The following is a 25061-nucleotide window of genomic DNA, read 5'->3' on the forward strand; positions in this document are numbered from 1 at the left end:
TTCGCCGTCCGCGTGCCACTGTTTCAAGGCCCTGTAAAAGGTCTTGGCGGGCTATGCCATCCGCGTTGCCTAAAGCGTGCGCCATCAGCAGCATCAATGGCGGCCGGGTGCGGCGAGCAGTCCCCTTGATGGCGACGGTGATAGCGCTGAGTGCTAGTGTGCCTGCCTTCGGCGCGGACATTACACCGCGCGAGTGGTCGACCCTTCTTGCGCTTTCTTCCGACTGGACCGGTCTCGCGATATCGATCGGATTACTGCTGCTGGCTTGCGCGATCATTTGCGGTGCCTTTGCCGGTCGCCGCCTGCAGGCGCGTCGCCTACGCGGTATTCGCACGCAGGCGGCTGATCGCTATGCCGACTCCGGGGAGGCGGTGGTGGTCGCATCGTTGTCCGGGGTAGTCCTGTACATGAATGCGGCTGCGGAATCCCTTCTTGGCGTTTCGTCGCGTGACGCGCAGGGCGCCTCTATTCGCGCCTTGTTGCCGCTCTGGACAGAGAGCGGCAAGCCGGTCGATCCAATGGATCCGTCGTCCGCGCTTGATTCACAAGGTGCGTTCGCCGATGTCGACGGTTTCGGTACGGAGGGGGCTGCCGTCGATGCAATGCCTGTCTTGCGCCGTGTAGCAACATGGACGAAATCCACGGTCGAACGAGTCAATGCCGAAGGTAATCGCGCCGCACCGGACATGATGGGGACGGCACGAGGTAAAGACGCCACCATCGCGGTGGCCGACTTGCCACTGATGATCGCGCCCTTGGTGCTGAGGAATCCATCCGGTGTCATCGATGCCGTTGGGGTGATGCTGCGCGACGGACGTGCGGTGCGCGCGAGGCTTGCTCGCGACAGCCATGCCCGACACATTAACGGGGCCTCGGTAGATGCGATCATCGGCGTTTCGGCCAACGAAGTGATTGGTAGCTGGAATCCCGGCGCGCGCTCGATGTTTGCGTATGAGGTGGAAGATGTCCTGGGCGAGTCCATTGGCATGCTCGTCAGCGCGGATCGGCATGCGGTTTTGTCGCAGACGGTACGAATGGCGATCGCTGGCGAACGGGTCGTTGATCGTGATTTGACGATGCGATCCCGCGATGGGCGGGAATTCGACGTGTCGCTCGCCGCCTTCCGGGTGACATTGCCGGAGGCGCTGCGTGCGGCCGATATCGCGGGCGCCACGCGCGTCGTGCTTGTATTGCGGGATATTGGCGAGCGGCGGCTCAGTGAGCGTCGCGTGCGGCATCTTGGTGCGCAACTGGTGCGCCGTGCGCAGGAGTTGCAGGCTATTTTCGATATCGCGCCCGTTGGTATGGTGATTGCGGACTCACCTGACTGCCGCCACGTTCGCCCGAACATGGCGCTGACGACGATGCTCGGTCTCGAACGCGCGGCCGAGTTTTCGTTCGATGGTGGCGCGCAGACCGGCTATGAAATCTGGCAGGGCGACGCATTGCTGCAGGAAGCCGACTCGCCGCTGCATCGCGCGGTACGCGGACGGTGTGAAATCGTACCTACGGAATTGACGCTACGTTCCGCGCAGCGTGAGTGGACGATCATGGCGTATGCGGCGCCGGTTATCGACCAGGATCATAGCGTGGTAGGTGCCATTGCGGTCTTCGTCGATATTTCCGAGATGAAAATCGTCGATGCCGAACGCCAGCAATTGCTGTCGGAAGCGATTGATGCCCGACGCGCCGCGGAGGAGGCGAGCCGCTTGAAGGAAGAGTTCCTCGCCACCGTGTCGCACGAACTGCGCACCCCACTGAATGCGATGCATGGCTGGCTCGAGATCATGCAACGCAAGCCCGATGCCGAAACGCAGGCACGCGGGATGGACGTGATCCGCCGCAACGTGCGGGCGCAGACGCGGGTCATCGAAGACATCCTCGACGTCTCTTCCTTTGTAAAGGGCAAGACCCGTCTGGTGGTACGACCCGTCGACTTGCTGGAAATCGCGCGGGCGACGGCGGAATCGCTGCGGCCAACGGCGGACGCCAAGTCGATCTCGCTCCTTGTTGAAAACGATATGCCCGCAACGTCCGAATGCGACGCGGCATCGAATGTGGTTACGGTCGCTCCGGTGAACGGAGACCCTGAGCGCATTCAGCAGATTGCATGGAACCTGTTGTCCAATGCGCTGAAATTCACCCCGGAAGGTGGTACGGTAGTGGTATCAGTCTATTCCGCACAGGCCGGGCAAGGCACGCATCGCGGAACGGTCGTATCGGATCCCGTCGGGAACACCGAGGTGTCTGGCGTCTTGTCGCTCGATGAGGCGGCCGAGCTCGCGGAGGCGGGCGCAGCGTCGCGTGGGGCGATGTTCGTGTTGTCGGTGCGTGACACCGGCGAAGGCATCGCGCCGGCTTTCCTGCCTTTCGTATTCGATCGTTTTCGCCAGGCGGATTCGTCGATTGAGCGCCGGCATTCGGGGCTGGGGCTGGGGCTCGCGATCGTGCGGCACTTGGCCGAGCTTCACGGCGGATACGCCGCTGTCGAGAGCGACGGCCTAGGGCTAGGTGCCACGTTCCGGGTCGGCTTCCCCGCACGACCGGTATTGCGATATACGCCATTGTCGGAGGATGGTGCCGATGATCGAGACATGGCGGCCCCGTCGTCCGGGAATGCAGGTTGGTATGTGGTCACCGCGGCAGACAGTGCCGCGGCACTCGCCGGCACAGCGGGCGGCGTGAAGAACGAGGAAGTGTATCAAGGCCGTCTTTATGGCATTGGTGTGCTGGTCGTCGAGGACGATCAGGCCGCGGCCGAAATCATCGCGGAAGCATTAAGCGATGAAGGGGCGGATGTGCGTCTTGCCGACAACGCCGAAACGGCGTTGCAAGTACTGGCGGAATGGCAGCCTCAGGTCATCCTGTCCGACATCGGCCTGCCCGGGCGTGACGGTTGCGCGCTCATTCAGGCCGTGCGTGCCATGGACGGATCGATCGCAGCCATCTTCGCCGTCGCTGTCACTGCCTATGCCGGTGTGGAGGATCGCGCGCGCGCCTTGCGCGCGGGTTTCGATGCATATTTGGTCAAGCCTGTGGCGCCATCACAGTTGATCGATATGCTCGCCCTCAGCGGACGTCCTGCCGTCACCGAGTAAGATGGGCGCGCGCGTACGCGAGGTCTGGTGGGAATGGCATTAGCGAGTGACTTGTACCGCATCATGTCAGACCACGTTGCGATATCTCATCCAGGCACGATTTTTGCATGAATTGTAGAATCGTCATGTCAAAGTGGATAGATGGATGAGTCGACTGGTAGTGGTATCGAATCGGGTCGCACCCAGCACGGAAGGCAAACCGGCGGCGGGCGGTTTGGCGATTGGTGTGCTCGATGCGTTGAAGGAGACGGGCGGCCTCTGGTTTGGCTGGAGCGGCGAAATTGTCCCCGAGGTGCTGGCGCCAACGGCCGAAACCCGGGGTAACGTCACATTCGCGACGGTCGGATTGACCAAGCGTGATTATGATCAATATTACCGGGGCTTCTCCAACAATACTCTCTGGCCGGCATTTCACTACCGCAACGATCTGCTGCGATACGATCGCCAGGAGTACGCCGGCTATTTGCGCGTGAACGAAGCATTGGCCCAGCAGTTATCGGTGTTGCTGCAGCCTGACGACGTTGTCTGGGTGCATGACTACCATCTGATTCCTTTCGCCGCGGCGCTACGCAAGTTGGGCGCCAAACAGCCTATCGGCTATTTCTTGCATATCCCTTTTCCGGCACCCGAGGTGCTTTATACGGTGCCGCCGCACCGTGCGCTGATCGAAGCGTTGATGCAATACGACGTCATCGGTTTTCAAACCGTGCAGGACGCGCAGTCATTCAAGGACTACGTCGTGCGGGATGCAGGCGGTGAGGCGTTCGAGGATGGCCGGGTCCAGGCGTTCGGCCGTACGGCGCGCGTAGGCGCCTATCCGATCGGTGTATATCCGGATGCCATCGCAGCATCGGCGCGCGACTATTCGAATCGCCGGCTGGTTGCCAGCGTCCGTGAAAGCATGCGCGGCCGGGCATTGATCATGAGCGTCGACCGCCTTGATTACTCGAAAGGGCTTGGCGAACGTTTCGCTGCGTTTGAGCGGTTGATGCTATCCTCGCCGGGCCTTCAGGGGCGGGTGTCCTTGGTGCAGATCGCGCCGCCGACACGTTCGGATGTTACAACGTACCAACGGATCAGGCAGCGCCTCGAAGGGGAGGCGGGCCGGATCAACGGCCGCTTTGCGCAGCTCGACTGGACCCCTATCCAATATCTCAATCGAAAGTACGAGCGCAACGTGTTGATGGCGTTGTTCCGTGCGTCGCAAGTGGGTTTCGTTACGCCGTTGCGGGATGGCATGAACCTCGTCGCGAAGGAATACGTGGCGGCGCAAGACCCTGACGATCCTGGCGTATTAGTATTGTCGCAGTTCGCCGGCGCAATCGACGAGATGCAGGGAGCCCTTGTCGTGAATCCTTTCGACGTTGCTCAGATGAGCGAGGCGCTTGAACGGGCACTGACAATGGCGTTGCCGGAGCGGCAATCGCGCTACCGCGACATGATGACGCGATTGCAGGAAAACAATCTTTCAGTCTGGCGAGATACGTTCATGCGTGATCTTCGGGCCGTGAAGCGTCCGCGAGGTAAACGCCAGGCCGCATGATGTGGTAAAGGTTGCGTCGTTTTGCCGGATTTGCCCGGTGTACTCTTACCCATCTTCATCGATCATTCATCTTCGTGTCATGGTGCTGACGTTTTTACCTGCTGGTACGTCTTTTGCATCTCTATACGCAAACGAGCGGTCTCCCGTGTGCCATGTTTTGTGCGTGGGTAGGTGAGACCGTCTTACACGAATGCAGGAGGAAGCGTTATGTCAGGAAGCACTTTGCATCCCCCCGAAGACGGCAGACAGGTCTTAGGTCGCGGTCATGACACCGGTGCACTCGGACCGAGTGATTCAAGTGATTCGGGCAGTGATGTGCAAGGGGCGGTCCGGCACCCTCGTGGCGTGGAAAGCGAACTCGACACGCATGCGCTGGAGCAGGGCGATCTCGAGTTGAACAGCGACACGGACCGCGCCGGTACTGGCGAGCGTGCCGCGGCCGACGGCGACGGCACGACAGTCCTCGATGCCGACCTGGTGCCCGATGCCATGGATTCGCTGGCGGACATCGCCGATGGTAGCAGGAGCGCCTCCGTCGACGATAACGATGGCGCGGTTGAACAGGCGGCATTCGATACCGAAAAGAGAAGGCGTGCATGATGGCAATGGGGAATGCGAGCAAGAACGTGTCGCCGACGTGGTATCGACGGGCTCCGGTGGGGTTTGAGGAAGCCGAGCCACGTGCGCGGGCCGCGCGTAAATTGCGTGTCCTGGTCGTGGATGACAACACGGACGCTGCGGCAGCGCTGTCGTTTCTGGTGGAGTGCTGGGGCCATGATGTGCGTCTTGCCTACGATGGCGATCAGGCCATGCGTATGGCGTCAGGCTATAGCCCGGACGCCGTGCTGCTTGACATCGGATTGCCTGGCATGAGCGGATATGACGTGGCGGCTTCTTTGCGAGCCAGTGAGACGCAAGTGCAATCGTCATGCGATGCGTTGCGGGCCGTGCAAACGCAACGCACTGTGCAAGAGATGAGCGATCAGGTAAACGCCGCGGCATCGTCTCAGGCGCGTGCGCGTCACGGCAGGCAAGCTGCTCAGCTCACCAACGATGCGGAGCAAGCGCCGCCGCGTGCCTTGTTGGTGGCTGTCACCGGCTATGGTTTGCCCGAGGATATTGCAAAGGCACGCGCGGCAGGCTTTGACTTCCATGTAACCAAGCCAAGTAATACCGCACTGCTCGAATCCTTATTGGCGCGTTATGCCGGTCGTTTCGATGGGCTGTCGCAGCTTGCCGAAGGCCGTGGTGATTGCCAGGAGGAGGGCAGGGTGACCGGGCCGATGATGCCGACGGAGGCATTGGCCGCTCTATCTTCTGTTTGAACCGGGCCGCGCCATTATCGCCTGGAGAGCGGCCAACGCAGCGCGTGCATAAAGCCGCTTTTCGATCGACGCGCTGGTCTGGATTTTTCCGCGCCCATGTCATTGCCAAAATCTCCCTTGTCGATGTCTGACCCGGATGCTCCGGGAGACGCAAGCGGCCCGCTTTTGCCTTGCTCAGGTAAAGCAGAAGCCGACCCGGACACTTCTGGCTACTCTGCCGGACCGTTTCCCCATGTCACTGGCCGAATAGCTATCGTGACTGAGCCGCTACGGTGGTGGTTCGAACATCGCTGCGCGTCTTTATCCGCATCCATCGCTTTTTACTCCGCATTTTCGCTCGCGCCAACGCTGGTGCTGATCATTGCAATCATCAGCTTTTTCTATGGTGCGGAAGCGGCGCAGGGGAGATTGGTCGCCGAGATTAAGGATTATGTTGGCGATCAGGCCGCCACCAGCATCCAGGCGATGATCAGTAGTGCGTGGAACGCGCGGGTGGTCGCCGGAACCACGGTCATATCGGTGATAGTGGTTGCCGTGGGCGCATCAGCGACATTCGCATCGTTGACTACCGCACTAAACGATATTTGCCCGCCTCTTGTCACGGCCGGCCGCGGCGCACGCGCCACGATTACCAAACTGATTCGAACAAGATTGATTTCATTCGCCCTGGTGATTGGCGCGGGATTCCTGATCGTCTTCATGCTCGTGCTTGACACCGTTGTCAAGGTTGCGGAGGCGTGGGTCATCGGTGATGCATCACATGCAGTGATGCTAGCGGATGTGGTGCAGAGAGTGCTTAGTTTCTTGATCCTGTTTGGCGCATTTACCGCGGTGCTCAAACTCGTACCGGATGCATTGCTGGAATGGCGATGCGCGACGTATGGCGGATTTACAAGTGCTTTCCTATTTTCAGCCGGGAAAAATGTCTTCAGCTTTTATCTTGCTCATGCAGGTACGGCGAATTCATTCGGTGCCGCAGGCTCCTTCGCTGTTGTCTTGATGTGGCTGTTTTACTCGGCGGCTGTTTTCCTGTTGGGTGCCGAGGTCATGGCGTCGGCAGCACGCCGGCGTGGTCTGCTCGCGCCATCAATGGCGCCATCGGCTTTGAAAAAGGTTTGATGCACATCCCCCGTCGGTGCCTGCATCTATTGCAGGACTGCTGCCACGCAGGTTCAACTTGCAAGCATATCGTTTCAAAGGAAGCGCCGGGCCGGGCGTGGCGTGGGTGCTTCCTTTTGCTCATGCACCGGCCCGACGCAGTTCGGCCGGGGGTACCTTCATCAGCCGCCGATACTTGGCCACGGTGCGACGGGCGACGATCACCCCCTGTTGTGCCAGCAGTTTCGCCAGACTGACATCAGACAGTGGCGCGTCATTGTTTTCCGCCGAGATCATTTCCTTCAACAGCGCGCGGACCGCCGCGGCACTACAGGTTCCGCCGCTTTCGGTTCCCAACTCGCGAGGGAAGAAGTGCTTGAATTCGAATATGCCGCGCGGTGTCGCCATGTACTTGTTGCCCGTCGCTCGCGATACCGTCGACTCATGTAGATTGAGTTGGTCCGCCACGTCTCTCAACACCAGCGGCTTCAATGCGATCTCGCCATAGTCGAAAAACGCGCGCTGGTGTGAAACGATCACTTCGGCTACCCGTTGAATCGTGGAAAACCGTTGCTGCACATTGCGCAACAGCCACCGCGCCTCTTGAAGTTGCTGCGCCAGCGGGGAGCGGCTGCTGCCCTCGCTTTGCGCGAACATGTCCGCGTACATCCGATGTACCCGCGCGCGTGGCATGACTGCGGGGTTGATGGCGACCGTCCATTTGCCCTTGACTTGTCGGACAATGACGTCTGGAATCAAATATTGATGTTCGTCCACTGCCGTGCTTTCGCCCGGCTTTGGGTCGAGCCTGCGAATCAGTGCGGTTACCGTTCGCAGCGTGTCGGCGTCGCATCCCAGGCGTTTTTGTAACTCCGCGTGTTCCCGTTTTGCCAGTCGCCCCAAATGCGCGCCGGCCAGTTCGATGGCGAGATCACGGTGACGGGAGGCGGGCAGCGCTTGTAATTGCAGTTGCAGGCATTCCCCCAGATTGCGTGCTGCAATGCCGGGCTTATCCAGCGTCTGTACAAGCGTGACTGCATTGTCGAGTTCTTCATGCGTCAACGCCGGATCGCAATCACTGATGTCCGCCAGTTCGTCGAATGACATCCTAAGATAGCCATCACTTTCTAGCGATTCTATGACGATCAACGCCGCCAGGCGATCGCGTGAGTCGAGGGGCGTCAAGCGCAGTGATTGATGTAGTTTTTCGCGTAAAGACGGCGCCGCGTGCATCCACTCGCCGGGGTCGAAGCCGTCGCCGCCATATTGACGGCTGCTGTAAGGGTCCGCGCCGTCGCCGCCGCCCTCATTGCTGCCGTCGTTTGACCCTAATTCCTGCATCTCGCCAATACCGCTGACGCCTTCCGCGCTCGTCAGCCCGTCAGGACCACTTTCCACGGTATTAGATAGATTGCCGTCACGCATTGCATCATTGGCGTTGCTAATGGCAGCGCTTGCGGCATCGCCGCTAAATGCGGCGCCGTCGAAATGATCAATACTGTCGGTAGCACTGCTGTAGGCTGCTGCCGTGGTGTAGTCGAGGACTTCACCGCTGTCGGAGGCCTCCTTTGCCACGGCGTTTGCACGCTCGCCCGTATCGGCTTCATTGCCTGATCCCGGCTCGTCGCTTTCAAGGAATGGATTGCTCGCTAATGCGTCGTTTACTTCCTGCGTGAATTCCAACGCAGACAACTGCAGCAACCGGACGGACTGTTGCATGCGCGGCGTCAAGGTCAGACTTTGTTTGGCGCGAAGTTCAATCGATGGGTGGTTCACTGGCTACCTCGGCAATCGTCTGTGTCATCTTGCAAAAGAACGGGAGTATCGCGAGCGCACCGCCCGTGTCGATGACATCCTGCAGCCCCGGATCAGTACCGGCTCGCGTTGTGACGTCAACGAACTAAATGGCTTGTTGGCGCGGTCATGGGGCCGCTTAACCGCCGCCAGGCGCAAAAGGTGCAGCAGGTGCGATAGCGGGTATGTCGGTGTCAGCTCGGGCGGGTCGTGGAAGAAAATCGCGTGACCCTATGGGGAGTAACCGGAATCGGTTCTTGCTGCGCACCGGAACATATCAAATCTGCCGTTGCGATGATCTCTTAGAGCAACGAGTGTGCCAGCTCTCCAAATTGTGTTCTTTTACCTGCATGCAACCGCCTGGCCGATGTTTGGCTAGCGGTAAAAGTGCGAAAGATTTACGTGAGCGGACGCTGGAATTGCCGTTGACGTCGTGTGTACGCTTGTGTCCGCTGGTGAGCGCAGGGCCTGGTATCGCTTCGCAGGAAATGGGCCGGTATTCCCCTACGTATGTCGCGTGCACACCGACGGGTGGGAGGCGAATGATCTATATAACGCACGTTGCCGCTTACTTTCCTTAGCGACTTGGTCACCCCCGGCATGGCGTTTGCTTATTGTCACGCTTACTAATGATGCGGATGGATTGCCAGTGATTTGGCTGACACATCTCGACACACCTCGAAGCACATGCGACAAGATAGTAACGGCAGTATCGGTTATCAGCGATGTGCAGACCTGATGGAGGTAGCAATGTGGCATCAGACGATTCTTGGCAGTCGCTTTGCAACACTGCGGAATGCTGATGACGGCCCTGTTGGCGGTGGCGTGGGAGTCAAAGGCGATGCTGCGTGGAATGCCAATCGTCGTGGAACGGACGACGAATTAGCAACAGTAATTGCAACGCGTCTTGCTTCAGCGGATGACGCGGATACAGATCGCGTGCATGTGGCCGTGCAGCGTGCTTGGGTGACGCTGCAGGGCGAGGTGCCTAACCGGCGCAGCCTGGGTTCGATCGAGGCGCTTGTCGCCAGTTGCGACGGCGTAGTGAGGATAGATAATCGAATGCGAGTAGGCTATTCGCATTGATCAGGCAGGGCAGTAAGCAGGCAGGGAACGATGGTTACGTCACGGACAAGCATCCGATACGATGCTGCCGGTACGCGGCGGAACTATCTTAATAACATCTACAAGGGAGAATGACCATGAAGACAACCCATTTCATCAAGGCCGCTGGCGGCGCTGCGATTTTGGCATTGGCAATGTCGGCCAATGCGCAAGTGACAGTGACCGGTGGTGATACCGCTTCCTCGGCACCGCATGAAACTGCCAGCGAGAAGATCAGCGATGGTGCCTTGACGACGAAGGTCAAGGCGTCCTTGGCTGCGCAGAGCAACCTGAAGTCACTGCACATCCACGTTAAGTCGACGAACGGCGTTGTGCGTTTGACAGGGTCTGTGCCTGACGCAACGCAACGTTCGTTGGCCGGTGAAACTGCGGCGAATGTCAGCGGCGTCAAGTCCATTCGTAACAACCTGAAGGTTGTTGCAACGAAGTAAGCCCGTCTCGGCGAGCGAGAGGGTGCGCATCGCAACTCCGGCGCCGAGGTACGCATCTTGCGGCGTTAGTTCCTGGAAGCTGTGCGAAGTAGATAAGTGGTCGGCGAAGCTACTTACTTCGGCACTGCTCCAAGTGAAAGTGGAAGTTTTGCGCTACTTTCCACTTACCGCGATGCAAAATTTTTGAGATAGACAGGAGGACAAAAATGCGTAAATTTATTTCGCCGAAGCTGGTGTCGTATGGTGTAGCTGCGTTGATCGCCGCGGGTGCTGCAGTTCCCGTGTTTGCGCAGTCGAATACGGATGGCACAACCAATTCCGACGTAACGGCCAAAAGTACGACGGGTAGCTCGCTGACGGGTAGCTCGTCCCCGGGTAAGGGACATCACACGAAGCACACGAAAAAGAGTGCCGCAATGAGCGACTCGTCGAATACCGGCACGGGCATGAGTCAACCGGCGACGGGGAGCAATATGGGCGATATGCACAACATGAAGACGAATTCGTCAAACGGCGGTTAACCGATATCGTTGCCGGATGCAGCATGGCGGAAACGCCGTGCAATATCCGGATAAACACATGAGTAATATCAAAAGACGGGCTTAGGCCCGTTTTTTACGAACGTGATGATGAGGGGGGGCTGGTTGGAGATGGATCAAGAGAGAAACGGGCTTGTGGATGGCCCGCTCTCTCTCTTGCACTTACCCCTTCACACTAGCCCGTTATCCTTTCTGTGCAGCGCAGCGTTTCGTGCCACTGTCACTGGTGTGGGCTGGCACGCCATTGATTACGTAGGTCCCGGATTTGATCATGGTGCTGTACTACGCCTTGATACTGGCGTTCGACCAGCGCACGAACATCCGCCGGTAAATCACGGTCAAGTGCTTTGCGATAATGCGTTTTTGCGCTGTCCTCACCCCGTTCGACTTCTTCCAATATTGCCGTATCGTCATTTGATCCTGCGGCAGCCTTGATCTGCATCCATCCGCGATGCAATGCGCCTGCAACGGAGCCGCTGGATTCAGGTTTGCCGCCGTGCAGCGTTACCACACCTTGTAATTCTGTCGCAGCGCGCGCGCAGTCCGCCGCACATTCGGAAAACAGCGCCTTCAATTGGCTGTCATGTGCGCCCGAGGCGGCCTGCCTGAATCCTTGTTCGCCGTCCTTGGACACTTCAATCAGGTCGTTCAGTACCGTATTAACGGTTTTATCGATATCCGTGGCATTTTGCATGGTTGTGCTCCTGACATTGTCGGCAAGCGGACCTTGCCGATAGGGTACGAATCAAGATGCATCCCGCGTGCCAGGACGTGTTCCGGTGAACAAGGGTTTTCCCGCGTGGGCGGGTAAGTTTTGCACGGTGGATTGTCGCGCTTGCTACTGCAATCTTTGTGAAGTCTCCCAATTTCGTCGATGACGCACGTGACACCTTGGTTCTTCACGATCGACTTGCCCTGGCACACCAGTTGCTTATAGGACATCACCAGACGCCGATGCACACGCTGCACGGCGAGCCGGGCAGGGAAATTGCGAAAGCGCGGGCCCGCCGGCGCGGCGTACTGGATCGGGGTCGATGAGACGCCCACCCAACCGAACGGAAAGGAGAAATCGCATGTACTACGACACGTCGAACGAAACGATCTACCGCGTGCTGCGGGGTAAGGATGGACGTTGGGAGGTGACGCAGGAAACGGCGAAGCGGCCATTGGCACGGTTTGATCGTATGGACGACGCGATGCAGTACGCGCGTGATGTGCAGGCGGAGAATCGCCGTTATGCCTGGTTGACGACGCGTCAGGCGTAAATTCCGTTCCGGGTGTTCCCATAAAGCCGCAGCGGTGGCGCACGTAAAGTGCGTTACCAATGCGGCTTTTTCATGGTACGCGGTGCTGTCTAGCGACGTCCTGCCGTTGCCATCATCGCCAGGCTTCCGTCCGACTCCCCTTCCCGATCTGTATTCGCCCCAAAACGGCGGCCCATCGCTGCCTCGACGAACCGGAACATACCGCTGCGCAAGATGACGGGATTGCCCTGGCTCCGTTGCAGCGCGACGTTGCAGACTGCCAGAATGCGCGACCGGCCACGGCGGAACGCGTCCAGCAGGTCGTTTTCGAATGGACCACGCGCATCGAAATGATCTTGCAGCGCTTCCGCCGAAACGGCGCAGATGACGGGCTCGCCATCCACGCGCACGACAAAACGGACTTCAGGAGGCGACCCGTGGAACTCGGGATCGATGTTCGGGAAGAAGCAGTCCATGAAAGACCTCACGTTCGCGAGATAGCCGCGCGGCTGTATTGCCGGCATGGCCCTGACAAGATAAGCGTGATGCGATGTTGCAGCGCGCCAATCAGGGTAAAGTCGGGTGGCTAAGCGATCGACTGGTTTGCAGTGAGGTATTACGCCGCCACGTTGTATTACACCCTGATTTCGAAAGGCGCAAGCAAACAACGTGCCGATGCTTGCGAAAAAGCCGGAGCGTGGTCGCACTCGGGCACCGTGCCGCGTGATCTTCACGGCAAGTGGCCGTCCAGCTCCGGGTGCATCACGTGATGGCGTAATAGCCTGTGAGCGTTGCCGATGCCACCTGGTTCAGATGAATCATGAAACGGGCCACGGCATTTGTGGCATCGGGTGGCAGCGGTAGGGACGGAACCTTCAACGCATGGATCTGGAAGATATAACGGTGCGGTTTATCGCCTTTTGGCGGCGCCCAGCCACCAAAGCCGCGGAAGCCATAATCGTTGAGCATCTGCGTTGCGCCTTGCGGCATGAGGTCGCCGGAGGCCCGACCCGCGTCGGTTGGCAAGGATCGTGTATCCACCGGGAGGTTGATCACGACCCAATGCCAGAAACCACTGCCTGTTGGCGCGTCCGGATCATAGACTGTCAGCGCCAGGCTTTGCGCATCGCTGGGCACCCCTTCCCAGCGTAGTGATGGTGAAAGGTTCTTGCCGTTAGTCCCGAAATCAGGATTGTTCAGTTCCTGTTCCTTGCCGAAATGGCTGTCGGCGGCAAAGTCATCGGAGAAAAGGCGGAAATCTGTCATCGTGGCGGCTCCTTGGCAACGTAGTGAATACCATACAGTGTAGCGTCCACCAGCGAGCGCCACCAATTGAAAGGACCGGCAACGCTTGCCATGAGCAGACAAGCCATGGCGCAGGGAGGCCATGCATGGTCTTGACGTAACTACCGGCGGCATGGCGTCAAGCACTGTCGTGACTTGGTCGGCGGATGTGGGGGCGCGCGTCGGCGAGATTCCGTGGTTGCTGGTATAAAGGATGTAAGCGGCATGAAATATCCCGCACGCGTGCTCGGCGCCAGGAGGCGCGTTTGGTCAGGAGGCAGCGTATGCCGGAGCTTAGGTTTAAAAAAGGCGATATGGTCGCCAATGCATTTGTCAATGCGCTTGAAGACGGGCGCTATCGCGGTCTCGTGCTGCTGTCGCGAGACGGCGGCACGGCGGATGATGCACAGGTTTATCGGGCGGAACCCACATTGGATTCCGAAAGCGAGGCGCTCGAACAAGCGGGTGCTCTCGCGCAACACCTTCTCAAGCGCTACGAGAATTAGCCGTCATTACGTGTCGCGTGCTCCCGCTCGGCACACGTCACGCTGTTCGTCATGATCCCCGTCTGATTTGATGTGATGCCTGCCTACCGCCCCGGTGCGCCCATTGCGGTGCGCTGTCACGGCGTCGACAGGGCAAACTTTTCCTACATAGGGTATTTTTGAGTTTTTATGGCATGCCGCGTCATCGCTGTGTTGCGCGGTGCCGATAACCTTCTCTGATCTAGGAATAAGAATATGAGCAACAATCCACGCCGTCCTACCCATCCGATCGATTCCATTTTTACGGAACGCTGGTCGCCGCGTGCTTTTTCAAATGAGGAGATTTCAGAGGATGCGTTGTTGACGTTGATCGAGGCGGCGCGCTGGGCACCGTCGGCCTACAACTCGCAACCCTGGCGTTTCGTCTACGCTCGCCGTGGCACGCCGCAGTTCGCGTCGCTGCTGGCCTGCCTGGTTGAATTCAATCAAAGTTGGGCCAAGCATGCATCGGCGCTGGTTTTCGTGGTCTCGAATTCGGTCATGCGGCCGCCGGGCGGTGACAAGGACGTTCCATCACGCAGCCATTCGTTCGATGCCGGTGCGGCCTGGGCATTTCTGGCGCTGCAAGCAGCGAAGCTGGGCTGGTACACCCACGGCATGACGGGCGTGGATTTCGACAAGGCTTTTGTTGACCTGGGCGTGCCTGCCGGGTTCCACGTTGAAGCAGCCTTGGCCATTGGCCGTCTGGGCGACAAGAGCCAGTTGCCTGAAGGCCTGCAAGCCCGAGAGGTACCGAGTGATCGCCAGCCGCTATCGAACATCGCCTTCGAAGGGCGCTTTCCGCAATAAGCGGCAACGTGCCGGCACCGCAACGACGATTATCACGGCGGTACCGGGGCGAGGGTCGTTATGATCGAATTCGATCTCAAGAGGGTTTCACCGAGGTCGTGCTTGCCCCGGTGTTAGCGGACCTCTTGCCCGCGACGGTTTCACCCGATTTTGCCCTTGCCGTGCTCAATGCCGCGAGCCGGGCCGGCAGGAACGGATAAATCAAGGTTTGAAACGCTGCCGCGCCCAAGACGCCGCCAATCAGAGGGCCGACGATCGGCACCCACCAGTAGTTGTCCGGAGACGGCAACGCAGACGTATTCCACCCTGCAACATACGCGAGCAGACGAGGGCCAAAGTCCCGTGCCGGGTTCAACGCCCACGCTTCCAGGTATCCCATCGAACCGCCGATCAGCGCCACGAGCAAGCCGATCATCAACGCACTGGTATTCCCTTGCGGTGCCACCTCGTTGAATTTCTCGGTGATCGCGAAAATACCGAATACCAACAATGCGGTCAAAATGATTTCATCGACAAATGCATGCATCGGGCTGATTGCCAATCCGGGATGTGTGAAGAACACACCGGCCGCACCGCCATCGGCGCGTGTCAAGTGGTGCGTTGCGTTGAAGTGATCAATCACCGGGCCGAATAACAGCAGTACGACCGCCGCGCCGATAAAGCCGCCCACGACCTGGGCGAGCCAGTAAGGCAGCAGTTTCCTGGCGGGAAACCCGCGGAAGAGCACCAAGGCCAATGTAACTGCTGGGTTCGCATGGGTGCCGGAAATGGACCCGGTGACGTAGATCGCGATCATCACGGCTAGTCCCCAGCACATGGCGACGCCCCAGTAGGCGTTCAGATAAGGGCTCGGATCATATAGCACGTACATGGCCGCTACTGAGTCGCCGAAAGCAATGATAATGAAAACCGCGACGGCTTCCGAAATCAATTCGCCGACAAAGCGACGGCGCGCGAAGGTCGTTTCCACGAAGGTCTCCTAAATGCTGATCAATTATTGTTGCCACAAGACGGTAGGAGTCCTGTCTGATAGGGCGGGCGATACTTGCATGGATAACCTATGCAAATATCGCGCATTGCATCACTCGACAGCGGCGTCACGGTGTCTTGAAGTGCCGTCTTCGAGCTGCATGCATTGTTACGCGGCGGAGGGCTGGTCCTCGGCCCACGCGATTGTCGCCTTCAAAGCACGGTTCCATTGGTTAACATAGTGGTCGCGCGTTGCGGCATCCATGCGGGGTTCAAAGCCACGGTCTTCCTTCCACTGCTGCTGGATGGCTTCTATATTGGGCCAATAGCCGGTCGCGAGGCCAGCCAGATACGCGGCGCCCAGGGCGGTCGTTTCTATGACGGTCGGGCGTATCGTCTTCGCGCCGAGCATATCAGCTTGAAACTGCATCAGCAGATTGTTCGCGGCGGCACCGCCATCCACGCGGAGCTCGGGAATGGGAATGCCAGAATCCGATTCCATCGCTCGTAGCACATCAAGCGACTGATAGACAATGCTTTCCAGTCCCGCGCGGGCAACATGGCCGTCTCGGGTATTGCGAGTCAGACCGAACGTCGTGCCGCGAGCACTGGCCTCCCAGTGTGGTGCGCCTAAGCCGGTGAAGGCTGGTACCAGATAGACACCGCCATTGTCTTCGACCGAAGCAGCAAGCCGTTCGACGTCGCTGGAGCGCTGGATGATCTTCAGGCCATCTCGCAGCCATTGCACCACGGCGCCACCAATGAAGATGCTGCCTTCAAGCGCGTAGTCGACCCGATCACCAATTTTCCATGCGATGGTCGTGACAAGATTATTTTTTGATTCCATCGGCTTGGGCCCGGTATTCATCACCAGGAAGCATCCCGTGCCATAGGTATTCTTTACCATGCCGGGCTCGGTGCACATCTGGCCGAAAAGCGCGGCGTGTTGATCTCCCGCAATGCCGGCAAGTGGAATCCTCGTCGCAAAGACGTCATTGGTCGTACCGTACACCTCGGACGAACTTCGTACCTCGGGCAACATCGATTCAGGCACATTGAACAACTTCAACAGTTCAGGGTCCCATTGCTGCGTATGAATGTTGAACAGCATCGTCCGTGATGCATTCGTGATATCGGTTACATGTTGCTCGCCTTTCGTGAATTTCCACATCAGCCAACTGTCGACGGTGCCGAATGCCAGCTCGCCGCGTTCGGCTTTTGCTCGCAGCGATTTGTCGTTGTCGAGAATCCAGCGAATCTTCGTTGCCGAGAAGTACGAATCGATCGGCAGGCCGGTTTTTGCTCGAACCATCTCGGCGTGCTGTGCCGCTTTCAGTTCATCGCAGAATGCCGCGGTTCGCCGATCCTGCCAGACGATCGCGTTGTAGACAGGCTTGCCGGTCGCACGCTCCCAGACGATCGTTGTTTCACGCTGGTTCGTGATGCCTATCGCGTGCACGTCGGCGCTGGTCAAGTTGATGCGTGTCAAGGCTTCGGTGGCGACGCCTGCCTGTGTCGACCAGATCTCGTCTGGGCAATGCTCCACCCAGCCATCCTTGGGATAGTGCTGCGTGAACTCGCGCTGCGCGGTAGAGACGATTTGCCCACCATGATCGAACACGATCGCACGGGAACTCGTCGTGCCTTGGTCAAGCGCGAGAATGTATGCTTTTGTCTCCATCGTCCGTCTCCTTTATCGTTCGTTATTGATCTGATTGATGCGTTCTGTCGCGGTGTTCAAGCCATTTAAATGCGTGCTTCGGAACGGTGTCCATCATGGGGATCCGCATCGCTCGAATCGTCGGCTGCCACACTTGCAGCACCAGTTGTCGAGAGCGCTGTCGGTGCCGGTGCCATGGGTGACGCGACGGCGCCGGTTGCATTGTTGGCGACTGCCGGGCTCGACGCCGCGCGTTCGGCAAACCACTGGGACAGCCTGTCAGCGTCTTCTGCCGAGCACATTAACCCCAGTTTCGTACGGCGCCACAATATGTCTTGCGCAGTACGCGCCCATTCGTGCGTCCACAGATACACAAGTTCGGCTTCGTATATGCCTGGCGCCCACTCCGATCCCAGTCCGGCCAGCGTTGTTGCCTTTGCAATCAACGTGTTGATGCATGTGCCATAGGCACGCGCGTAGCGATGCGCCAACTCGGCCGGCAGCCAGGGATAGCGTCGCCGAACGTCGCCGAGGAAGGCCGCAAAATCCGAATGCGGCATATCGCCACCAGGTAGTGTCTCGTGCTCGGTGACCGATGGGCGCGTTACGCCAAGCGGCCCCGCCAAGTGATCGACGGCTTCCTCTGCCAGCTTACGGAACGTCGTGATCTTGCCGCCGAAGACCGACAGCAATGGCGCCTGGGCATCGGGCGCATCGAGGTCGAGCCGATAGTCGCGCGTGACCGCTGACGGATTATCGCCGGCTTCTTCGAGCAAAGGACGCACGCCCGCATAGCTCCAGACCACGTCCGACGGGGTGATGCCTTGCTTGAAATAGCGATTCACCGACTCGCACAAGTACCGTACTTCATCGTCACTGATTTGCACGCCGTTGACCGCATCGGGATTACCATCCATTTGCACGTCGGTCGTGCCGATCAGCGTGAACGCCCCTTGGTAGGGGATGGCAAAGATGATGCGCTTATCCGGGTTCTGAAAGATGTACGCGTGATCATGCTCGAACAGCTTGCGCGTGACGATATGGCTGCCCTTGACCAGCCGCACGCCGTGATCCGCCGGACTGCCTTGCACGACATCGCGCAGCAATTGATCAACCCAGGGACCGGCGGCATTCGCGATGCCGCGCGCGCGGAGCGTGGTGGTCCGCGCGCTACCATCGGCCGACAGTCTGTCGATACGCGCTTCCCATCGTGGACCGGCGTCGGTGTGGATACGGCGCGCGCTGACGAGCTTTGCGCGCGTCATGATGTGCGCGCCCATATCGGCAGCGGCCTTCGCATTCAACACGACGAGACGGGCGTCGTCGACCCAGGCGTCCGAATAAATAAAGCCGCGCGTAATCGTATCGATCAACGGTGCGCCGACGGCCGAATTGCGCATTGAGATGCTTGTCGATCCAGGAAGGACGGCCCGTTTTGCAAGATGGTCGTATAGAAACAGGCCTGCCCGGATCATCCATGCCGGCCGGAGGTCAGGCTGATGCGGCATGACGAAGCGCAGCGGCCAGATAATGTGCGGCGCACTACGAAGCAGTACTTCCCGTTCCTGCAGTGCCTTGCGCACCAGAGAAAACTCATAGTATTCGAGATAGCGCAGACCGCCATGGATCAGCTTCGTACTGGACGAGGAGGTGTGCGACGCCAGGTCATCCTTCTCGCATAGCGCCACGCGCAAACCCCGACCCGCGGCATCCCGTGCGATTCCAACACCATTTATGCCACCACCGATGACGAGCAGGTCGACGTCTTGTTCCGCAAGACTCGGCGTCCCGGCCGACAGCCCGTGGCTTGCCTGTTGCTGATGCGTTGCTGATTGCATTGTCATTTCACCATGTCCGCTGGATCCGGGATCGTGTTCGTATGCCTATGGGCGTTATATCGTGCCTGGTGCAATGCGACTGCCCGACTCGGTGCCTGAGATCGGTTATCACCGTTTTGCAGCGCAACGTGCGCGGTTTGACGACATGGCTGCCTGAGGGCGCATCGCGCACTGAGCTTGGCGGAAAATTCGCATTAGGACATCTCTTGCGAAGAATACGCATGAAATGTTCGTTTACGAAAATATAAAGTCCGAAAGCGAAAATAGAAAATAAAGAAAAGCAATTTATGCTATCAATATAATAGCAATTATCTATCGTTCGACGGTTATGAAGCCTGCAGCCTGGCGAGGAGGCTTACCCACGGCGGAACGGGACGCGACGTATCAGATCAAGGTGCAATGAAGACCTGCGTCCCTGCATTTTCGAAAATCTCACGCATGCCGGGGGGGGGCGGCTCGTCGGTAAAAAAGGCATGGATGCGTGACATATCGGCTAGCCGAACGAGCGCGGAGCGGCCGAATTTCGATCGATCCGCGACCAGGAACACCTGACGAGCGTTCTCGATGATCGTGGCGGTGACGCGGACCTCGCGCGTATCGAAATCGCGCAGCGTACCGTCGGATTCGATACCCGAGACGCCGATGATGGCGAAGTCAACCTTGAATTGCTTAAAGAACTCGACCGTCATGTCGCCTACGATGCCGCGATCCCACGGCCGCACCGTGCCGCCGGCGATCATGACCTCGCAGTTTTTGTAGTCGCACATGGCACTGGCCACATGAGGGTTGTTCGTAATCACATGCAGTCCCTCGTGCCGGTGCAGGGCATGCGCGACTTCTTCGGTGGTGGTTCCCAGATTGACGAACAGCGAAGCCTGATGCGGAATGTGGCCCGCCACCAGTTGCGCGATGCGTCGCTTCTCCTCTCGAAACATCTGCTGGCGCGCCGTGTAGGCCAAGTTTTCCGCGCTCGTTGGTAGGCTGGCACCGCCATGATGGCGGCGCAGCAAGTTCTGAGCGGCGAGTTGGTTGACGTCGCGTCGAATGGTTTGATGGGTAACGGTGAGTACGCGGGCCAATTCATCCACCGTGACGAAGCCGTCGCGCTTCAATATGTCCAACAACGCCTGTTGACGCGGATGAAGCGCGACCGGTTTTCGAGTCCCTCCTCCCATGGCGGGGTCCGCGGCCGGCGAGTAGCGAGAAGCCGATCCGGTCGTTTGATCGATGCCGGAGGACGTTGGCGGGTTTGGCATGTGCGGCCGTGCTTCGTCTGAATTCACATCGTTCCCTAAGGCTTTTCGCATTCGTCTCATTGTGGATTCGGCGCCGGTAAGGCCGGTTGCAGCCGCAAGCGGGCGGAGGGCCTTCGCTATTGTAAAAGACCGCATGCGATTTCTTTTTTATCGGGCGCCAAGACACGACGGAACGTTTCAGGAGCGCGCGGAGACGGCGCATGAATCGATCGTTTGTCAGTGAATTATCAGCGTAAGCGCCATATGCGTTGTGCACGTGACGAGTGGGCCGCGGTCCCGGAGATAAATCAGCGATTACCCGCGTTAGGACATTTCGCTTGAGAGCCATTCGGAAATCCGCTAGTCAAACGTGTAAAATCACGGCTGGCGACGCGGACCAGAGGCCAGTCGCGGCAAAGCGCCGCGTGGTGCCCGAAAAAGTGCGGCGATTTGACGCACGTCGACGTCGTTAATAATCAATTTCCACAATTTTCAGTGTAAAAATGTCGCAGGTGGAGGTATTCTCTGCGCACTTCCATTCATGGGGCTCGGGCCGCGATGTGCGTCCCTGGGTATCGGAGAGGCCGGTGAAATATTTGAAAGAAAGGGGCGCGCCAAAGTTGGCGGGACTCCTATCCAGTAGCTTGATCTTGGGTCTGACAGGATGTAGCAGTGGCATCCTCGACCCGAAGGGCAGCATCGGGGTCCAGGAAAAGCATCTGATTGCTATTTCCACATGGGCAATGCTGATCGTCGTTATTCCGGTGATTTTCCTGTCGCTTTATTTCGCCTGGAAATACCGCGCGACGAACAAGTCCGCGGAATACCGTCCGAGCTGGGCGCACTCTACGGCCATCGAGGTGGTTGTCTGGACGATTCCGACGTTGATCATTGCGTATCTCGCATGGTTGACCTGGGTCACGACGCACGCGCTCGATCCTTACAAACCCCTTGAGTCCAAGGTGCAGCCGCTGGAAGTGCAGGTTGTGGCATTGGACTGGAAGTGGTTGTTCATATACCCGAATCAGGGCGTGGCATCGGTGAACCAGCTGGCGTTCCCCATCAACACCCCGGTTAATTTCGAAATCACGTCGGATTCAGTGATGAACGCGTTTTTCATCCCGCAACTTGGCGGCATGATTTACGCGATGGCGGGTATGCACACCAAGTTGCATTTGGATGCGCACGAGGTGGGTGACTACGCTGGGCTGTCGGCGAATTACAGCGGCCGTGGCTTCTCGGACATGAAGTTCCGCGCGTTGGCGATGTCGCAGTCGGATTTCGACGCATGGGTGAAGAAAGTGAAATCTTCGAACAATGGCGCGTTGAACTTCGCTTCCTTCAAGGAACTCGCCAAGCCCAGCGAGGCAAATCCGGTTCAGTACTATCCTGCGGTGCAAGGCGATGTGTTCGGCCAGATCTTGGCGCAATACAACGTCGGCGGGAATCACATGGGCATGAAGATGGGTGAGCCGAAAGCAGAAGGCGGCGCGATGGAGGGCATGACCATGCCGCACGCGCCCATTGCTGCGTCGGCTCCCAGGGGATAAAGCATGTTTGGAAAACTTACACTAGCGGATATTCCGTATAACGTGCCCATCGTGGCCGGTGTCGGTATCGTCATTATTCTGGGCGGTCTCGCGCTACTCGCCCTGATCACGTATTACAAGAAGTGGACCTACCTCTGGAAAGAGTGGATCACGACGGTTGATCACAAGAAGCTCGGGGTGATGTACATCATCGTCGCGCTGGTGATGCTGATCCGCGGTTTTTCGGATGCGATCATGATGCGCTCGCAGTTGGCGCTGGCCTATGATGCCCCCGGATACCTGCCGCCTCATCACTACGACCAGATCTTCTCCGCGCATGGCGTCATCATGATTTTCTTCATGGCGATGACGTTCATGATCGGCCTGATGAATATTGTCGTGCCGTTGCAGATTGGTGCACGCGACGTGGCGTTTCCCTTCCTGAACTCGATGAGTTTCTGGATGACGGCATCAGCCGTGATCCTGATCAACCTGTCGCTGCTGGTTGGCGAGTTCGCGCAGACTGGCTGGCTGGCGTATCCGCCGTTATCGGAGATGCAGTTCAGTCCGGGTGTCGGGGTGGATTACTACATCTGGGCGTTGCAGATATCCGGGGTGGGTACGTTGCTCACGGGTGTGAACTTCTTCGTCACCATCGTGAAGATGCGCGCACCTGGCATGACGTATTGGAAGCTCCCCGTTTTCACGTGGACGGCGTTGTGTACCAACGTGCTGATCATGGCGGCGTTCCCGATCCTGACCGTCACGCTGGCGTTGCTGGGCTTGGATCGATATCTGGGCATGCACTTCTTCACCAATGATGGTGGCGGCAACCAGATGATGTATCTGAATCTGATCTGGGCGTGGGGCCACCCCGAGGTGTACATCCTGATCTTGCCAGCGTTCGGTATCTTCTCTGAAGTTGTCTCGACGTTCGCGCGCAAGCCGTTGTTCGGCTACAAGACGATGGTCTATGCCACGTGCTCGATCATGGTCCTGTCGTTCGTCGTATGGCTGCACCACTTCTTCACGATGGGGTCCGGCGCCGATGTCAACGCGTTTTTCGGCATCACTACGATGATCATCGCGATCCCGACGGGGGTGAAGATCTTCAATTGGCTATTTACGATCTACAAGGGTCGCGTGCAATACCATCCGTCGATTCTGTGGACGATCGGCTTCATGGTCACGTTCACGATCGGCGGCATGACCGGTGTGATGCTGGCGATTCCGGGCGCGGACTTCGTGCTGCATAACTCGCTGTTCCTGATCGCCCACTTCCACAACGTCATCATCGGCGGCGTGGTGTTCGGTTACCTGGCGGGTTTTGCCTACTGGTTCCCGAAAGCGTTCGGCTTCAAGTTGAATGAAAAGTGGGGCAAGGCATCATTCTGGTTCTGGCTGGTCGGATTCTATGTTGCCTTCATGCCGCTGTACGTGCTGGGCTTCATGGGTGCAACGCGTCGTATGAATCACTACGACAATCCGGAATGGCATCCGTGGATGATCATCGCATTCGTCGGCGCGGTGCTGGTCCTGTGCGGCATCATTTGCCAACTGGTGCAGATCTACGTGTCGATCCGCGATCGTGACTTGCCGGGCAACCGTGATTTCACGGGCGATCCGTGGAATGGCCGTACGCTGGAATGGGCGGTTGCATCGCCGCCGCCGTCGTATAACTTTGCAATCATCCCGCACGTGGAAGAGCTGGATCACTTCCACCATGCGAAGCAGCACGTCAAGGAAACCACGCCGCCGGTGTACACGGACATCCATATGCCGCGTAATACATCGACCGGCTTCTTGATCGGCATGTTCGCAACGGCGATGGGTTTCGGGGCGGTCTGGTATATGTGGTGGTTGGCGATTGCCGGCTTCCTGGGCATCGTGATCACTGCGATCGTGCGCTGCTCGGATAACGACATTGATTTCTACATTCCGGCGTCTGAAGTGAAGGCGACCGAAGAAGCGATTGCACGACGCGTCGCCATGGCGGAGGCAAACTGATGTCGAATGCACATCAAAGCACCGGACCGGCCGCGACCGCGGCAGGTTTGACTGCGGAACATGAACACGAGCATCACGATCACAGCGGCACAACGACGTTCGGTTTCTGGCTGTACCTGATGACCGACTGTATTTTGTTCGGTACGCTGTTCGCGGTGTTCGCCGTGATGCACAACGAGTACGCCGGCGGACCTGGACCGAAGGAACTGTTCGAACTAAAGGGCGTGGCGTTTGAAACGGCGGCCCTGTTGTTAAGCTCGATCACGTACGGCTTCGCGATGCTGTGCGGCTACAAGGGCAATCGAAGCGGCGTGATGGGCTGGTTGCTCGTGACGTTGCTGCTGGGGATTACCTTCGTGACGCTGGAAGTGCATGAATTCGCGCTGTTGATCGCGGACGGTCATGGTCCGCAACAAAGCGGGTTCCTCTCCGCCTTCTTTACGCTGGTGGCCACGCACGGTATCCACGTGACGCTGGGCATGGTGTGGATGGTCGTGATGATGTTCCAGGTCATGGGTAAGAACGGTTTGAACCAGCGTGTCATGACGCGCTTGTCTTGCCTCAGCTTGTTCTGGCACTTCCTGGACGTGATCTGGATTTGCGTTTTCACCTTCGTTTATCTCGTGAGCATGGTCTGATGGCGAATACGAATACTCATTCCCACGACGGGCACGGCGCCGGCGGCGAAGGCCACGGCAGCTACAAGTCGTACATTATCGGTTTCATTTTTTCAGTGATTCTGACTGCGCTGTCGTTCGGCGTGGTCATGGGCGAGATGTTTCCGCCCGGGACCGAAGTGCCGGTGCTTGCCATCCTTGCGCTGGTTCAAGTATTGGTCCATCTGACGTATTTCCTGCATATGAACGGTACGTCGGCACAGCGTTGGAACGTTGTTGCATTTACGTTCACCGTGCTGACCGCGGCCATCGTCATCGGTGGTTCGATCTGGATCATGCACAATGTTGCAACCAATATGATGTTGCGCTGATCCCTCTGTGAGACGCGGCG

22 protein-coding genes and 1 pseudogene are annotated in these 25061 nt (G+C 58.3%); 15 read left to right on the top strand and 8 right to left on the bottom strand.

Annotated features, from left to right (window positions below):
- Positions 1–53 precede the first annotated feature (53 nt).
- From WM40_RS09495 to WM40_RS09515, 5 genes are all read left to right on the top strand, one after another.
- Positions 54–3098, top strand: a complete 3045-nt coding sequence (locus WM40_RS09495) for a response regulator (RefSeq protein ID WP_051504207.1) — start codon at positions 54–56, stop codon at positions 3096–3098.
- Positions 3099–3243: 145 nt separating this feature from the next.
- Positions 3244–4641 carry an alpha,alpha-trehalose-phosphate synthase (UDP-forming) gene (otsA, locus tag WM40_RS09500; protein ID WP_024902072.1) on the top strand — a complete coding sequence of 466 codons (1398 nt, stop codon included), beginning with the start codon at positions 3244–3246 and terminating at the stop codon, positions 4639–4641.
- A gap of 207 nt (positions 4642–4848) precedes the next feature.
- Positions 4849–5241 carry a hypothetical protein gene (locus WM40_RS09505; protein WP_024902073.1) on the top strand — a complete coding sequence of 131 codons (393 nt, stop codon included), beginning with the start codon at positions 4849–4851 and terminating at the stop codon, positions 5239–5241.
- Positions 5241–5966, top strand: a complete 726-nt coding sequence (locus tag WM40_RS09510) for a response regulator (protein WP_024902074.1) — start codon at positions 5241–5243, stop codon at positions 5964–5966. Before WM40_RS09505 ends, WM40_RS09510 begins: the two co-directional genes overlap by 1 nt.
- 255 nt (positions 5967–6221) lie before the next feature.
- Positions 6222–7085: a YihY/virulence factor BrkB family protein gene (locus WM40_RS09515; RefSeq protein WP_052738256.1), complete on the top strand. Its 864-nt coding sequence runs from the start codon at positions 6222–6224 to the stop codon at positions 7083–7085.
- 120 nt (positions 7086–7205) lie between these two features.
- On the opposite strand, the gene rpoN is transcribed toward WM40_RS09515, so the two are convergent.
- The gene (rpoN, locus tag WM40_RS09520) at positions 7206–8783 is read right to left on the bottom strand and encodes an RNA polymerase factor sigma-54 (protein WP_046152776.1); all 1578 of its coding nucleotides are present in this window, start codon (positions 8781–8783) and stop codon (positions 7206–7208) included.
- A 762-nt stretch (positions 8784–9545) separates the two neighbouring features.
- On the opposite strand from rpoN, the gene WM40_RS09525 reads away from it, so the two are divergent.
- From WM40_RS09525 to WM40_RS09535, 3 genes are all read left to right on the top strand, one after another.
- Positions 9546–9944 (top strand): BON domain-containing protein, encoded by a 399-nt coding sequence (locus WM40_RS09525; protein ID WP_046152738.1) that lies wholly within the window; start codon positions 9546–9548, stop codon positions 9942–9944.
- 116 nt (positions 9945–10060) lie between these two features.
- On the top strand, positions 10061–10414 hold the full coding sequence (locus WM40_RS09530; protein WP_024902078.1) for a BON domain-containing protein: 354 nt from the start codon (positions 10061–10063) through the stop codon (positions 10412–10414).
- Positions 10415–10620: 206 nt separating this feature from the next.
- Complete coding sequence (locus WM40_RS09535) at positions 10621–10935, top strand: hypothetical protein (RefSeq protein ID WP_024902079.1); 315 nt, start codon at positions 10621–10623, stop codon at positions 10933–10935.
- Between the two features lie 238 nt (positions 10936–11173).
- On the opposite strand, the gene WM40_RS09540 is transcribed toward WM40_RS09535, so the two are convergent.
- Positions 11174–11647, bottom strand: coding sequence for a PA2169 family four-helix-bundle protein (locus WM40_RS09540; RefSeq protein ID WP_036007659.1), 474 nt, complete (start codon positions 11645–11647; stop codon positions 11174–11176).
- A gap of 379 nt (positions 11648–12026) precedes the next feature.
- Between WM40_RS09540 and WM40_RS09545 the strand changes: the two genes are divergently transcribed.
- A complete protein-coding gene (locus WM40_RS09545; RefSeq protein WP_024902081.1) occupies positions 12027–12218 on the top strand; it encodes a DUF2188 domain-containing protein in 192 nt (63 codons plus the stop codon).
- A gap of 89 nt (positions 12219–12307) precedes the next feature.
- On the opposite strand, the gene WM40_RS09550 is transcribed toward WM40_RS09545, so the two are convergent.
- Positions 12308–12721: a DUF1488 family protein gene (locus WM40_RS09550; RefSeq protein WP_024902082.1), complete on the bottom strand. Its 414-nt coding sequence runs from the start codon at positions 12719–12721 to the stop codon at positions 12308–12310.
- Positions 12722–12959: 238 nt separating this feature from the next.
- Entirely contained in the window at positions 12960–13463 is a 504-nt protein-coding gene (locus WM40_RS09555; protein ID WP_024902083.1) for a YbhB/YbcL family Raf kinase inhibitor-like protein, read from the bottom strand.
- Between the two features lie 302 nt (positions 13464–13765).
- On the opposite strand from WM40_RS09555, the gene WM40_RS09560 reads away from it, so the two are divergent.
- Positions 13766–13987 carry a hypothetical protein gene (locus WM40_RS09560; protein WP_024902084.1) on the top strand — a complete coding sequence of 74 codons (222 nt, stop codon included), beginning with the start codon at positions 13766–13768 and terminating at the stop codon, positions 13985–13987.
- 234 nt (positions 13988–14221) lie between these two features.
- Positions 14222–14815 (top strand): nitroreductase family protein, encoded by a 594-nt coding sequence (locus WM40_RS09565; RefSeq protein WP_024902085.1) that lies wholly within the window; start codon positions 14222–14224, stop codon positions 14813–14815.
- 76 nt (positions 14816–14891) lie between these two features.
- Here the strand turns inward: WM40_RS09565 and WM40_RS09570 are convergent, their stop codons facing one another.
- The 4 genes and pseudogenes from WM40_RS09570 to WM40_RS09585 form a co-directional block, all read right to left on the bottom strand.
- Complete coding sequence (locus WM40_RS09570; protein WP_024902086.1) at positions 14892–15785, bottom strand: MIP/aquaporin family protein; 894 nt, start codon at positions 15783–15785, stop codon at positions 14892–14894.
- A 168-nt stretch (positions 15786–15953) separates the two neighbouring features.
- Positions 15954–17465 carry a glycerol kinase GlpK gene (gene glpK, locus WM40_RS09575; protein WP_024902087.1) on the bottom strand — a complete coding sequence of 504 codons (1512 nt, stop codon included), beginning with the start codon at positions 17463–17465 and terminating at the stop codon, positions 15954–15956.
- A gap of 212 nt (positions 17466–17677) precedes the next feature.
- Positions 17678–19288: pseudogene (gene glpD / locus WM40_RS09580) on the bottom strand (glycerol-3-phosphate dehydrogenase); the annotation flags it as partial.
- Between the two features lie 383 nt (positions 19289–19671).
- Positions 19672–20457 (bottom strand): DeoR/GlpR family DNA-binding transcription regulator, encoded by a 786-nt coding sequence (locus WM40_RS09585; protein ID WP_036007701.1) that lies wholly within the window; start codon positions 20455–20457, stop codon positions 19672–19674.
- Positions 20458–21113: 656 nt separating this feature from the next.
- Here WM40_RS09585 and cyoA point away from each other — a divergent pair.
- Genes cyoA through cyoD form a run of 4 tightly spaced genes read left to right on the top strand, consistent with a single transcriptional unit; the run spans position 21114 to position 25041 of the window.
- Positions 21114–22067: a ubiquinol oxidase subunit II gene (gene cyoA, locus WM40_RS09590; RefSeq protein WP_024902090.1), complete on the top strand. Its 954-nt coding sequence runs from the start codon at positions 21114–21116 to the stop codon at positions 22065–22067.
- Between the two features lie 3 nt (positions 22068–22070).
- Positions 22071–24053, top strand: a complete 1983-nt coding sequence (cyoB, locus tag WM40_RS09595) for a cytochrome o ubiquinol oxidase subunit I (protein ID WP_024902091.1) — start codon at positions 22071–22073, stop codon at positions 24051–24053.
- Positions 24053–24691, top strand: a complete 639-nt coding sequence (gene cyoC / locus WM40_RS09600; RefSeq protein ID WP_024902092.1) for a cytochrome o ubiquinol oxidase subunit III — start codon at positions 24053–24055, stop codon at positions 24689–24691. The genes cyoB and cyoC overlap by 1 nt, the downstream gene beginning before the upstream one ends.
- Positions 24691–25041 (top strand): cytochrome o ubiquinol oxidase subunit IV, encoded by a 351-nt coding sequence (gene cyoD, locus WM40_RS09605; protein WP_024902093.1) that lies wholly within the window; start codon positions 24691–24693, stop codon positions 25039–25041. The genes cyoC and cyoD overlap by 1 nt, the downstream gene beginning before the upstream one ends.
- Positions 25042–25061: the final 20 nt, after the last annotated feature.

The organism is Robbsia andropogonis (assembly GCF_000970345.1).
Taxonomy (GTDB): domain Bacteria; phylum Pseudomonadota; class Gammaproteobacteria; order Burkholderiales; family Burkholderiaceae; genus Robbsia; species Robbsia andropogonis.